Annotated in this window: 12 protein-coding genes; 1 reads left to right on the top strand and 11 read right to left on the bottom strand. The window is 63.1% G+C overall.

Annotated elements, in window-relative coordinates:
* Positions 1–20 precede the first annotated feature (20 nt).
* A complete protein-coding gene (locus KEC55_RS07630) occupies positions 21–302 on the bottom strand; it encodes a PXPV repeat protein (RefSeq protein WP_124454877.1) in 282 nt (93 codons plus the stop codon).
* Between the two features lie 295 nt (positions 303–597).
* Here KEC55_RS07630 and hfq point away from each other — a divergent pair, with 295 nt between their 5' ends.
* Positions 598–1,179 carry an RNA chaperone Hfq gene (hfq, locus tag KEC55_RS07625; protein WP_282507501.1) on the top strand — a complete coding sequence of 194 codons (582 nt, stop codon included), beginning with the start codon at positions 598–600 and terminating at the stop codon, positions 1,177–1,179.
* A gap of 77 nt (positions 1,180–1,256) precedes the next feature.
* Here the strand turns inward: hfq and KEC55_RS07620 are convergent, their stop codons facing one another.
* From KEC55_RS07620 to KEC55_RS07575, 10 genes are read right to left on the bottom strand one after another with little or no spacing between them, the layout of a single operon-like run.
* Positions 1,257–1,964 (bottom strand): DUF2968 domain-containing protein, encoded by a 708-nt coding sequence (locus KEC55_RS07620; RefSeq protein WP_282507378.1) that lies wholly within the window; start codon positions 1,962–1,964, stop codon positions 1,257–1,259.
* A gap of 54 nt (positions 1,965–2,018) precedes the next feature.
* Positions 2,019–3,410 (bottom strand): sigma 54-interacting transcriptional regulator, encoded by a 1,392-nt coding sequence (locus KEC55_RS07615; RefSeq protein ID WP_282507377.1) that lies wholly within the window; start codon positions 3,408–3,410, stop codon positions 2,019–2,021.
* Between the two features lie 13 nt (positions 3,411–3,423).
* Complete coding sequence (locus KEC55_RS07610; RefSeq protein WP_282507376.1) at positions 3,424–5,346, bottom strand: pilus assembly protein TadG-related protein; 1,923 nt, start codon at positions 5,344–5,346, stop codon at positions 3,424–3,426.
* Between the two features lie 5 nt (positions 5,347–5,351).
* A complete protein-coding gene (locus KEC55_RS07605; protein WP_282507500.1) occupies positions 5,352–5,678 on the bottom strand; it encodes a DUF3613 domain-containing protein in 327 nt (108 codons plus the stop codon).
* A gap of 20 nt (positions 5,679–5,698) precedes the next feature.
* A complete protein-coding gene (locus KEC55_RS07600; RefSeq protein WP_282507375.1) occupies positions 5,699–6,541 on the bottom strand; it encodes a tetratricopeptide repeat protein in 843 nt (280 codons plus the stop codon).
* Between the two features lie 18 nt (positions 6,542–6,559).
* Positions 6,560–7,552: a type II secretion system F family protein gene (locus KEC55_RS07595; protein ID WP_282507499.1), complete on the bottom strand. Its 993-nt coding sequence runs from the start codon at positions 7,550–7,552 to the stop codon at positions 6,560–6,562.
* 4 nt (positions 7,553–7,556) lie between these two features.
* Entirely contained in the window at positions 7,557–8,549 is a 993-nt protein-coding gene (locus tag KEC55_RS07590) for a type II secretion system F family protein (protein WP_282507498.1), read from the bottom strand.
* Positions 8,542–9,897, bottom strand: a complete 1,356-nt coding sequence (locus KEC55_RS07585) for a CpaF family protein (protein WP_282507374.1) — start codon at positions 9,895–9,897, stop codon at positions 8,542–8,544. The genes KEC55_RS07590 and KEC55_RS07585 overlap by 8 nt, the downstream gene beginning before the upstream one ends.
* Before the next feature lie 3 nt (positions 9,898–9,900).
* The gene (locus KEC55_RS07580; protein WP_282507373.1) at positions 9,901–11,175 is read right to left on the bottom strand and encodes a fimbrial protein; all 1,275 of its coding nucleotides are present in this window, start codon (positions 11,173–11,175) and stop codon (positions 9,901–9,903) included.
* Between the two features lie 60 nt (positions 11,176–11,235).
* A complete protein-coding gene (locus KEC55_RS07575) occupies positions 11,236–12,567 on the bottom strand; it encodes a type II and III secretion system protein family protein (protein ID WP_282507372.1) in 1,332 nt (443 codons plus the stop codon).
* Positions 12,568–12,592: the final 25 nt, after the last annotated feature.

Below are 12,592 nucleotides of genomic sequence, written 5' to 3'. Positions count from 1 at the left end.
CGGCGCGGTTGGCGCCGGGATCAATCGTCATCGTCGTCGCCGTGGTGCTTGCGCCAATGCTTGTAATAGTGCTTGCGCCACTTCCGGTAGCGATCGTCGTCGTCATCGCCGTAGTAGCCGTATCCGTAGCCCGGATAGGCGACGACGGCCGGCTGCGGCGCCACATAGACCGGTGCCGGCTCGACATAGACCGGCGCGACCGGTACGCCGATGCCGACCGACAGGTCGACGTGCGCCATTGCACTGCCGGAAGCCAGCAACGCCACGCCGCCGACCCACCCTGCCCATTGCCTCATGTTCATGTTCTGCATCCCTGATACGCCGGCCCGCCCGGCTCACGCGACGAATGTAAGCGCACCGCACGCGGCGAGGTGATACGGCGCTGCGAGAGTCGTAACGCGACGTAACGAAACAGCTTTAGCTATTTGGCCGAATCGCGAAAATGCGCTGGAACGTCTATAGTGGGTTACGGTTCGACACAATGACGACTGCGCGCTTCCCTATTGAACAGGGTAGAATCCCGCCAAACACCTTGTGGACGAACACGCCACACACACGCACAACATATTCTCTGACGCAGGCTCCTGCCGCACCTCAATGGCCAATCCCGCAGAATCCCATCCGCAAAACGACTTCATCAATTCGGCGCGCAAGGAACGTAAGCGCGTTGAAATCTATCTCGTCAACGGCATTCGTCTGACGGGGTGCATCGAGTCGTTCGACCAGTACCTGGTGATGCTGCGCACCCCCGTGGGTCTGCAAGGCATCTACAAGCGCGCGATTTCCACCATCCAGCTCGACACCGGCGGCTCGCGCCCGGGCGGCGGCGGTCCCCGCGGGCCGCGCACCGGCGGTCGCCCCGGCGGCCGTGAAGGCGGCGGTCACAGCCCGTACGGCTCGCACGGCGGCCCGCGTGAATCGCGCGGCGACGGCGGCGGCTACGGTTCCCGCGAACCGCGTGAAGGCTATGGCTCGCGCGAACCGCGCGAAGGTTACGGCTCGCGTGAGCCGCGTGAAGGCTACGGCGCCCCGCGCGAACCCCGTGAACCGCGCGAAAGCTATGGCGCGCCGCGCGACAGCGGCGATGCTTCCGGCAACGCGTCGTCGTCGGATACACGCGGCGGCAACGGTCCGGTGATCGTCACACGCCGCCGGCGAATCGTGCCGGACGGCCAGTAAAACAAAAGGGCAAGCCAACCGGCTTGCCCTTTTTACTTGTGCAGCCGGCGCGGCATGTCGCCGCACCGCTGCCGGGTTCAGCGTGCCGTCGTCGGCAGGCCCGCATCGGCCTCACGCTGCAACGAACGCACCTGCTGCTGCAACGCGCGCAGTTGCGACTGAAGTTCGGCCTGTTGCGCCTGCAATGCCACCGTCTCGCTGCGCACACTCTTCTGGCGATCCGCGACCGCCGCCTGCTGCTGGCGTGCGATCGAGATATCAGCCTGCAGGCGCCGTGCGCGATCCTGCGTGACCTCGATCTGCTTGTCCATTTGCGCCTTCTGCGATTCCAGCTTCGCCGCCCGCAGTTCGTTGATGGCCAGCCGCTCTGCCTGACGCGAGAAATCGCGATAGATCGCCTCCGCGCGCGTTTCGTCGTACGTCTTGATCACGCGCCAGAACGCCTTCTGCTGGAACAGCGCGACGAAGTACGCACCGTCCTTCACATTGAACAGCAGGCTCGCACCGTAGCTGCCGTTGTAGCTCGTGCGCATTTCCGTCAGCGAGTGCGCCTGAATCTGGCGCTGCAGATCGTCGACCGTGCTCGGCCCCGTCGACTCGCCCGCCTGCGGCTGCACCGACATCTGGCCCTGCTGATCGATCACCGGAATCGCCGCCACCGGCGCCGACGCCTGCTGCACCGCCGGCGAATCGCTGCCGGCCAGCCCCTGCGCAAACGCGCCCTGCATGCCTCCCACCAGGGCGAGCAACACGCTCACCCGCCCCAACCCCGTCATATGGCTCATGAAGTTTTATTCCCGCCCGAGTCGTTGTAATTCAGCGCGATTTTATCTCATTAATTACTCGCTTTCGCGTGTCTCGGGCTCTTCGTCAAAGATCTGATATTTGCGCATTTTTTCCCACAGTACCTTGCGGCTGATGCCGAGCTGCTGCGCCGTATCCTGACGACGCCAACCGTTTGCGTCGAGCGCCGCAATGACGCGGCTGCGCTCGTTCATGTCCCACTTGCTGCGATCGACGAACACCTCCGCCGCGCTCTCCACCGGCACCGGTTGGGCCGAATTGCGCGCGTGCGCGATCAGCCGCTGCAGCCGCGCGGCATCCCACCCGCCCGTCTGCCGCACCGTCACGCCGACACGCTCGGCGAGGTTGCGCAATTCGCGCACGTTGCCGGGGAAATAGCTGTCCGCGACCGAATCCGTCAGCCAGTACGGCAGATCGGACAACTCCGCGAGCCGCTCCTCGCCGACGACCTGGGCAACGAACGACTTGAACAGCGCGATCTTGTCGACTGCGCCGCGCTCTTCCAGCGACGGAATGCTCAGCTCGATCACCGCGAGCCGGTAGTAGAGATCGGCACGGAACAGCCCCTCCTTCACGAGCTGCGGCAGCTTCTTGTTGCTCGCCGCGACCAGCCGGAAATCGACCTTGACCGGCGCCGTCGCGCCGACGCGCAGCACCGCGCCGTCCTCGAGCACGCGCAGCAGCTTGACCTGCTGATACAGCGGCAGATCGCCGACTTCGTCGAGGAATAGCGTGCCGCCGCCCGCCTGCTCGAAATAGCCTTTATGCGCAACAACCGCGCCCGTGAACGATCCTTTCGCATGACCGAAGAACAGCGATTCGAACAGGCCGTCGGGGATTGCGCCGCAGTTCACCGGCACGAATTCGCCGTGCCGGTAGCGCGAATGCTTTGCGTGCAGCAGTTGCGCGATGCGCTCCTTGCCGACGCCGGTTTCGCCGTGCAGCAGCACGTTGGTGTCGCAGTCGGCGAACGTATCGACTTCGTGCAGCAGCGCCTGCATCGATTCGGAGTGCGCGACGAGTTCGGACGGCTGCAACGTTTCGGCCGAGTGCGCACGCAGTTGCGTGACGAGCTTGCCGATCATGCCGCGCAGCTCGGCGCACGTGAAGTCGAGCGGCAGGATGTGCGAATAATCGGGCGGATACTGCGACGCGTCGTGGTCGCGCGCCGCGCCGACCCAGACCACCGGCATGCCGATGTTGGCCTGCCAGTCGCGCAGGAACGCGGCGCCGCCTTCGATCATCGTCACGCTGATGATCGCGAGCGACGGCCGCAATGCGGCGCGCTCGGGCGAGATCTCCGCGTTGTCGGCGCGGATCACTTCGACGTCGAAGCTCGCCATGCACCGGGCGACGCGGTCGACGATGTCCGCCTTGCCTTCCCAGACGTACAGGTCGAGCTCTTCGATTGCGGGCGTGGTTCTCATCATAAAAAACCTGTTACTGACCGACAAGTTGTGCGGCATTACATGTCAGCGAAATCTGATGGACGTTCGCTTGGCCGACCTGAACACCAAGCAAATTGAGCAACGGCACGATCAGCACGTCGAGCGATGTCAATACCGGGCCAAGGAGACTGCTGAGCAGAGAAGATAGCGTACTGACTGGCACCGGGACATTAATCGTTCCAATAAGGGGTAGCGTCAAAGCAATGTTCAGCGACTGCAGATTCAGATTCGCAAGCGCCATCGCCAATTGCGACCCTAGTTGATTCGAATAGGTGGTCCAGTTCGGATTCCTCGACCAGCCGTTCGAACATGTCGGCGACGACGACGAATAGTTCGCTGTGTCGGCGCAGAACTGCGGCGGCGTACTGCCGGCGTTGCTGCCATACGGCGCACTATAGGATTCGCCACCCGCCACTTGAAGCACCGGATTGCCGACATTCGCCGTTACGGGTAGTGACAGCACCGTGAGGCCCGCGAGAATGACGTTCAGGTTCACAATTTGCAGTGTCCCGGTTGCAGCGGGGCAACTACCAGAATTGCTCAAGTTGAGCGTTCCTCCCGGTGGCGCACTTACACATAGACGAGCGATGCCGGGCTTCGCGCCGATCGTAATCGAGGACGTGTCAACAGTCGGCCCGCATTTTGTGGCCGCCAGCCATGCCGTTGCAGGTCCCCCCACGACCAGATAGAGAGGCAGGTTGAGACCGCTCAACTGTGCACTAAGCAGCGCCGGAAGACCTGGAATCGAAACATCCAGCGGTGGGGTTTGCACATTCAGGAACAACCCGATTTGGGCGGACGACGCCTGCGTACGCCACACACCGTTCGACTGACCGGCTTCGCCGATGGCCAACGACGGTGGGCTCAGAATCTGCAACTGCACGTTCGTAGCAGTATTCGCGCCGAGCGGCAACGTTGCGCTCAAGGAGACCGCCTTCCCGGCGTTCGCTATCTGTGCCGTCGTTGTCAATAGATCAAGCAAATTGACGGTCGCATCAGCTGCAGAATCGGGATTACCGAGCCCTACCTGTAGAAGAGCATTTGTCTGATTCGCCAAATTGATCGTTGTGTTTGAGATCTTGGCTATCTGAATTTTGTTCAGGGCAGCGAGCCCTGCCTGCAACTGCGCGACATATCCGGGATTGTTGTTCTGCCCAGCCTGCAATGTACTAAGGTCAAGATTGACCAGTTTACCCAGCAGGGATGAGGTGCCGATGGACGTCGTGGTAAGCCCGGTCACAGTGCCGGCGCCAACAGCAGTCGCGATATCGATCAGCCGGATGTTTGCATTCGCGATCGCCTGATAATCGCCGACCTGCAGGTTGATGCTCGTCCCGAGTAATGGAGTCAGAATAGCGTTTAGCCAGACTGGATTCACGCTCGCGATCGTCGCGCTGACGGAGAACGAATCGATTGCAGTTGCCCGCGCAGTAGAACTTGCAGATACGGTCGACGATCCGCGGCCTGCCCCAGAGAACAATCCAATAAACGAGTAGTTTACCTGACGATTTATCGTGACCCGAGCGGCATTGAATTGTGTCAGACCCACGGCCGCCGCTTGATAAGCGACATTGCTTCCCGTCGGCGGATCCCAGCGTCCGCAACTCGTTACGATCTGGTCCGTCCCGACGACCGGGGCACTGGTGCCAACCGGATAGGAATCGTTCTGGTTAGCATTATTCTGTGCCGCCTGATTCGCGCCGGCGCACTTGATGTCAACTGGATCGACCGACTGTGCGGCCGCTAACGCAGCCATATCCGCGATCCTTTGCAAATCACGCCGCTGGAAATACAAGTTTCCGACGTCGAGCGCTCCCAGAACGATAATTGCAACCGTTACCAAAATCGCCGCGGTAACCGCAATGGCGCCACGCTGGCGCCGACTCGTTTGTAATTGATTTGCGCGCATTGACATCTTGCTTACTGCGCACCCTGCCCACTGCCCGACGTGCCAGCCGACGAGCCGAGCTGCTTACTCATCGAATCAGGAATCTTGTTCTTGAACGAATCGAGATAGCGCTGGTAGACCAGTGACGCAACGTCACCGAGCATCGGCTGCGTCGGTGCCGCCGCGCGGTTGTCTCGCTGCATCGAAAGCCACTCCTTCGTCGAACGATCGACGTCGGATGCAGCCGGTGCAGCTCCCTGTTGCGCCTGTGCGGCTACAGCACCCATCGTCATGCCCATGATCGCGATCAACACCACGATGCGACCCGCAAGCGCGTTGCGATAATGTTTATTGTTCATGTCGTTCCCCGCCTGTCTGTTCATTGTGAAAACCGTTGCAGCAGCGGCACAGTCTGGTCATAGCCGAAATTGTTTGCCATCGGTGTGATTGGTGCGTTCGGGGTGTGCCGCGACACTACCGGCGGCATCGCAACCGCATGCTGCTGCGCACGTGTCGCGGCTGCAATTTTTGCCGCATCGCCAAGGATGTCCTTGCGGATATCCGCCGGCAGATGCTGCTGGTTCATCAGGCGCTGCGCGTCCTGAGTGCGCCCGGCTGCGAGCAGATACAGCGTGAGGTTGCTGACGATCTTCGGATTGCGTTGATCCAGTTCCGCCGCCTTCATCAGCGGCACCCGCGCGCCAACCACGTCGCCGTTACGCAATTTCGCATAAGCGAGATCGGACAGCAGCGACGCGTCCGTCGGCGCGAGTTCGGACGCCTGCGTCAGTGCCTGTACCGCCTGACCGAAATCGCCGGCCGCACCGGCGATCAACCCAAGACCTCGGTAACCGCGCGCGGCGAGCGGCGTCTTCAGCAACTGCGCATAGGCGGCCGCGCTGGCAGCCGGCTGGTCGGTCATGCGCAAAGCGTCCGCGCGCAGCAAGATCGTATCCGGCGACACGCCGTACGCCTTGTCGTACGCATCAATGTGCGCAAGCGACGCGTAATAGAGACCCTGTGCCTGCATCCGCTGGATCAAACCGAGATACATCGCGGGCGTATCCGGCACCGCCTGTTTCTGGTCGGCCGCCTGAATCAGCGCCGCGCGCTCGGCCTGTGCACCGACGCCGTACCCGCTTTCCTTGGTCGCGCAAGCGCCAAGCAGCAGCACCGCCGTCGCCATACTTGCATGCCTCGCCATCCTGCTGATCCGCTTCATCGTCTTTCCTTCCACCCATCAATGATGCGCCGACAGCGCATGCATCACTGCCAGAAACCCGGGTCCCGCTGTCACGATCAGCAGCGCGGGCAACAGTGTCAGGATCATGACACCCGTCATCTTCACTGTCAGTCGACCGATCCGCTCGCGGAGCATCGAGCGGCGCGTCTCGCGCAGCCTGTCGCCGAACTGCTTGAGCGGCTCTTGTACCGCGCCGCCGTGCTTGTCGACCTGCACCATCAACCGGGCAATCGCGCGCAAGTCCTCGTTGTCGAACCCACCAGACAACCTCTGCATCGACTGATCGCGCGTGCGGCCCGCTGCAAACTGACGTTGTGCGATTCCGACCTCGGACGACAGCACCGGCATCATCCCGTGGAAATCGTTCGTCACGACCTGCAGGCTTTGATCCAGCGACAGCCCGACGCCCTGCAACAGGCGCAGCATGTCGACGAACAGCGGCAGTTCATCGACGACGCTTTGGCGACGGGCGGCGGCACGGCGCCGCACGTAAAGCTTCGGCAGCATGAAGCCGAACCCGATTGCCGCGGACATCCCGATCATCCAGTGTCCGCCCTTCATGTGTCCGCTGGCGAATATCGCGAACAGAAGCGGTAATCCGATCCCGCAAGCAATCCGCGCGCTCAGGAACAGTCCGCGCGTGCGCGTGTCGATGTAGCCGCATTGCTCGAGAAGACGGCGATCCTCTTCCGCGACAATGTGCTTGCCGAACCCGGTATCGAGCCAGCGCATCCCCGCCGTCGACAATCGCGCAAGCATGCGCTCGACGCGCTGGCGGCCGCGCACCTCCGGTTTCGCCCCGGCACCATCATCCGCCGTGGTCCGCATCTTGGCCGCTTCGAGTGCTGCCACGCGCTGGTCGAGCGCTTCGGCCAGCGCACGTTCGGCACGCGACGCCGCGCTCGCACGCAGCAGCGCGACCATTCCTAACAACAGCACGCCTAGCGCACCGAGCGCCAGAGCAACCGATCCGATCTGAGTTGCCGTCATCGCATCACCTGAGTCGAGCCATTCGATACAACCACACGCTACCCGCAACCTGCATCAGGAACGCGAAGATGAGGAGCATTCGTCCGCCCGGATCAATCCACATTCCTTCCAGATACTTCGGATTCGTCATCACGACAAAACTGCCGATCGCGATCGGCAGCATCACGAGCACGAACGCCGACAGCCGCGTCTCCGCCGACATCGCCGTCAGTTCGCGCTCCGCCTGCTCGAGGTCACGCATGAACACCGCCATGCGATCGAGCATTACGTCCGCACGACCGCCATACTTGACCGACAAACGCAGCACTGATCCGAGAAGTTCGAATTCTTGCGTCCGGTAGATCTTCGCGATATGGAGCATCGCGCGATCGATCTCGACACCCGTACGCAACATCCGGGACACGTGATCGAGACACCCGCGCAGCGGCTCCTCCGTCGTCAGAAGTGCCGCCTGAAATGCGGCCGGCACGCTGTTGCCAAGCGTCACCAGTCGGACGATCCCGTCGAGAAACGACGGGATCTGCCGCACGATTTTCAGTCGCCGACGCTGGATTCGCGAGGTGAGCCAGATGCCAAAAATCGCGCTCCCGCAGACAAGCGCAGCGAAACACGCGAGCGCGCCACCGCGGCTACCCGCGATCGTTGAAATCACGACGAGAAGCGCCAGTGCGACGATCGCCTTGCCGCGTGCGCCTTCGATCCCGGCACGGCTTCCGAGGTTGGTCAGATACTCCGTCGCGACCGCATACCAGTGCATCCAGAAAGCACTGGACACCGCATTGCGCACACCACCGGATGGCGACACGGTCCGCGGCGCAGCGGATGCCGCCGGTCTTACGGCCGGTGCGACCGCACGTGCCCCAGGTTCAAGCCGACTGTCGATGAAGCGCTTCGCATCGGTGCGCACGCGCCGGGTTTCCGCCTGCCGCCACAGCATCAGTGCCGATGCAACGCACAGCATCGCGACCGCGAGCACCCAGATCATCGCGCTATACATTGAAGCCCCCGCCGCGACCGAAACCGCCGCCGCCAAAGCCGCCGCCGTTCATTCCGCTGTTCATCAACGTCTGGCGGAAACGCGCGAGCTTCGGCGAATGCGGATGGATGCCCAGCGATTCCCAGTGATCGAGCTCCTCGCCTTCTGGCGTCACGCGCGCTTCGTAACGATACAACTCCTGCGTCGCGATGATGTTGTCGGACAGCCCGGTCACTTCAGTGATCGACAGAATTCGGCGGCGTCCATTCGACAGTCGTCCGATCTGCACGATGAAGTCGATCGCGTTCGCGATCTGGCGACGCAGGCTCGACTCGGTGCCCTGGAAGCCCGCGAAGCCGGCAAGCATCTCGAGACGGTACAGGCACTCGCGGGGCGAACTCGCGTGCACGGTGCCCATCGAGCCGTCGTGACCTGTGTTCATCGCCTGCAGCATCTCCAGCACTTCGCCACCGCGCACTTCGCCGACGATGATCCGGTCCGGGCGCATCCGCAGCGTATTGCGCAGCAGGTCGCGAATCGACACGACGCCCGTGCCGTCGAACCCGCCCGGCCGACTCTCGAGCCGCACGACGTGCGGGTGGTTCAACGACAGTTCCGCCGTATCCTCGATCGTTACGACACGCTCGACCTCCGGAATGTGGAACGCGAGCGCGTTGAGCAGCGAGGTCTTGCCGGAACTCGTACCGCCTGACACGAGAATGTTGCAACGTGCCTCGACCGCCGCCTGGAGCAGCGTATTGATCTCCTCGTTGAACGTCCCGTTGCCGAGCAGATCGGACGGCTTCAGCGGATCCTTGCGAAATTTCCGGATCGATACGACCGGGCCGTCGATCGACAGCGGCTCGATCACAACGTTCACGCGACCGCCATCGGGCAGCCGCGCATCGACCATCGGGTTCGACTCGTCGAGACGGCGACCGATCGGCGCGAGAATCCGCCGCACGATCCGCAGCAGGTGTGCGTTGTCGGTGAAGCGTACCGGGATCCTCGCGAGGATTCCGTGGCGCGACACGTATACGTCGTTGTAGCCGTTGATCAGTATGTCTTCGACCGCTGGGTCCGCGAGCAGGTCCTCGATCGGCCCGAAGCCCGCGAGTTCCTTCGTCAATGCCTCGGCGATCGCACGCACCTCGTTCTCGTTGAGCGGAATGCGGCGCAGGCGCACGAAGCTATCGATCTCGAGATCGACAAACTGGTTGATCGCCTGGCGGGACCATCGGCCGAACTCGGCGCCCAGTTCTTCGATGCGCGTCAGCAAGTGCTCGTGCGCGGCATTCTTGATGTCGTGGAATTGCTGCGTCTGGGAGAACGGCGCTCCGCCGTCGGCGAATTGAATGTCATGTGCCATCGGTTACGACCGCTTGGACAAGGGTTGAATGAAACGTTTGAGTGCGGACAGGCCCGGCGTGGCGCGCGACGCACCTGCCATGCCCGATACGCCGGGCAGTCGCACGGCGAGGGATTCGAGTGCGCGAACATACGGATCGCGCTCCGCCGCATCGACGATGAGCCGCCCCTGGTTCGCAGCATGGCCGATTGCGACGCGACGCGCCGGCAACGTGCCGACCAGCGCCAAGCCAAGACGCTCGGCGATCTGCCCGGGCATCAGGTCCAGCGCGGGATCGTACTGGTTGACCACGAGCTTGACGCGATCGGTATCGACGCCCGCATCGCGCAGCCCGGTGAGCAGGTCTGCCGCCGACACGATCGATGCGACACCCTGATCGCATACGAGCCACGCCTCGTCAGCCGCTGCAGCGATCTGCGTGACGAACTCGCGATTCGAGAATCCGCCGAGATCCACGATTTGCTGGTCGAAAAACGCGCGAAATCGGTTCAGCAAACCGATGCAGGACGCATACGACACGTCGCGCAGCGCGCCGAGGTCGGGCGGCAACGTCGTCAGTGCGACGCCGCTCTGGTGCCGCGTGAGCGCCGTGTTCACGAACGTGCGGTCGATGCGACGCAGATTCTGCACGGCGTCGATGAAATGGAATTCGCAGCGCGTGTTCAGGAACAGCGCGCCGTCACCGGCCGGCAGGCCCAGATCGACCAGCGCGGTTTGGCGACCAGCCGGCGCGCCACCGTCCGGGCCGGCCGTCGCTCCCGGGCCAAGCGCCCGCTTCTGCAGCCAGACCGCGAGATTCGCGGCAAGCGTGCTGACGCCCATGCCGGCACGCGCTCCGAGCAACGCGACGACCTTGCCGTGGCGGCTCGTCGGCTCGCTGACGTGGGACAGCAATCCACGGGTTGTCCTCAGGGCATCCTCGGCCGATGCCGACACGTCGATGAAATCGCGCACGCCCGCCCGCAGTGCGGCGAGCGTGCTCTCCGGCTGGGCGAGCGAGCCGAGCGCAACGATCGGCAACCCCGGATGTGCTGCGCGCACCATGGCGGCAGCGACACTCGCCGCATCGCTGCGTTCCGAGAAATCGATAAACACGAGAGCTGGATTGAGCCCCGTGATGCGCTGCGCAAGCATACTCGGTTCCAGCGATGCGGCCTCGACCGCCCCGGCCGATACCAGTGTATCGGCCAGCCAGCGCACATGTGCTTCCTTTGTCGACGCACAGACGAAGTAGTCGGTCACGGCGGGTTCACACGATGATTGGATTCGTGCGTTCATGTCGAACACCCCCGATTACGCAAGGCGTAGCGATATACCGCAACGCGCAATGCTTCACATTCATTTCGAAAACCCCGGTGCTGCATCCGGCGACGCCGCGCCGCCCAGGTAGGATCGCCAGACCGGCCCGTCACGCTGCTCGGACAACTCGCCGGGCGTCGCCGGCAGTACCGCCCCCTTCGCGATCGGTGCGACGAGACGCGGTGTCACGATGATCAGCAGTTCCTTGTCGTTTTGCTGGTAGTTCAGGTTCTTGAAGAACGTGCCGATGATCGGCAGGTCACCGAGCAGCGGCACCTTGTTCACGTTCGACATCGTCTGGCGGTCAATCAGGCCGCCGATCACGAAGCTCTCGCCATCACCGAGTTCGACCGTCGTATCGGCACGACGCGTCGTGATGCCCGGCACGGCCACACCGCTGATCGTCACGCTGTTTACGAAGTCGAGCTGGCTCGATTCCGGCGCAACCTTCAGCGCGATCCGGTTCGGGCCCAGCACTGTCGGTGTCAGCGACAGCCCGACGCCGTATTGCTTCCACTGGATCGCGGTCGAGCCGAGCCCTTGCGGCGACGGCACCGGGATCTCGCCGCCAGCGAGGAAGCTGGCGCTCTGGCCGGACAGTGCGACGAGCGTCGGCTCCGCTAGCACGCGCGCCATGTTGTTCGCTTCGAGCAGCGACAGGTCGGCAAAGATGCCACGTCCCGCTGCATTTACAACCAGATTGAATGCAGACGCAACCGGCGTGCCCAGCGTCGGAATGTATCCCCCCGTCCCCGGGCCCGATCCGCCGTTATACGACTGCACGCCGCCCGGCGAGAACGAGCCGAACGAAAAGCCGTTGCTCTGCTTGAAGAAATTGAAGCCGACTTGCTTGAGCACCGAGCGGCTGAATTCGACCACCCGCACATCGACCTGCACGACGTTCTTGCCGGCCAGCGTCGAGCGATCGATCACCGTGCCTTTCGGACTCATGTTCTTGGCGACCGCGACGGCCCGTTCGTGAGCATCGAGCGATGTCGACGCTCCCTGCAGCACCGACGTCCCGCCGTATGCCTTCACCTGTGGCGTCGAACCGTCGAGGACCGCATGCGCCGCCGCGTCGACGACTTCGACGCTCCAGACCGCCGGCTCGTCGTGCCCGCGCTCCCACAACATCACGTTCGTCGCACCCGGCGCTTTCGCGGTCAGCAGCACGGAACCGGAATGACTGCCCTTCATGATCAGCACATCGGCGATCGCCGGATCGCCAACGGCGACGCGCTGCAGCGCGCGGCCGGCGGAAATCTGCCGCTGCGCGCCGACTGCGAGCTCGATCGTGCCGCTCGCGCTTGCAATGGAGGCGAATGTCAGGGTCCAGAGAGCAATCACGAATGCAGTCAGTGTGTTTTTCATTGTTTGTTGGACCGTCGCACGGCCT

This window comes from Burkholderia cepacia (assembly GCF_029962485.1).
Taxonomy (GTDB): Bacteria; Pseudomonadota; Gammaproteobacteria; order Burkholderiales; family Burkholderiaceae; genus Burkholderia.
Note: the sequence above shows the minus strand (reverse complement) of the source record. Positions and strands in the feature narration are given on the sequence as shown.

Bases quoted from the DNA above. Each gene is read 5' to 3' on its own strand.
- KEC55_RS07630 (WP_124454877.1), bottom strand. From the start codon at position 302: ATGAACATGAGGCAATGGGCAGGGTGGGTCGGCGGCGTGGCGTTGCTG.
- hfq (WP_282507501.1), top strand. From the start codon at position 598: ATGGCCAATCCCGCAGAATCCCATCCGCAAAACGACTTCATCAATTCG.
- KEC55_RS07620 (WP_282507378.1), bottom strand. From the start codon at position 1,964: ATGAGCCATATGACGGGGTTGGGGCGGGTGAGCGTGTTGCTCGCCCTG.
- KEC55_RS07615 (WP_282507377.1), bottom strand. From the start codon at position 3,410: ATGAGAACCACGCCCGCAATCGAAGAGCTCGACCTGTACGTCTGGGAA.
- KEC55_RS07610 (WP_282507376.1), bottom strand. From the start codon at position 5,346: ATGTCAATGCGCGCAAATCAATTACAAACGAGTCGGCGCCAGCGTGGC.
- KEC55_RS07605 (WP_282507500.1), bottom strand. From the start codon at position 5,678: ATGAACAATAAACATTATCGCAACGCGCTTGCGGGTCGCATCGTGGTG.
- KEC55_RS07600 (WP_282507375.1), bottom strand. From the start codon at position 6,541: ATGAAGCGGATCAGCAGGATGGCGAGGCATGCAAGTATGGCGACGGCG.
- KEC55_RS07595 (WP_282507499.1), bottom strand. From the start codon at position 7,552: ATGACGGCAACTCAGATCGGATCGGTTGCTCTGGCGCTCGGTGCGCTA.
- KEC55_RS07590 (WP_282507498.1), bottom strand. From the start codon at position 8,549: ATGTATAGCGCGATGATCTGGGTGCTCGCGGTCGCGATGCTGTGCGTT.
- KEC55_RS07585 (WP_282507374.1), bottom strand. From the start codon at position 9,897: ATGGCACATGACATTCAATTCGCCGACGGCGGAGCGCCGTTCTCCCAG.
- KEC55_RS07580 (WP_282507373.1), bottom strand. From the start codon at position 11,175: ATGAACGCACGAATCCAATCATCGTGTGAACCCGCCGTGACCGACTAC.
- KEC55_RS07575 (WP_282507372.1), bottom strand. From the start codon at position 12,567: ATGAAAAACACACTGACTGCATTCGTGATTGCTCTCTGGACCCTGACA.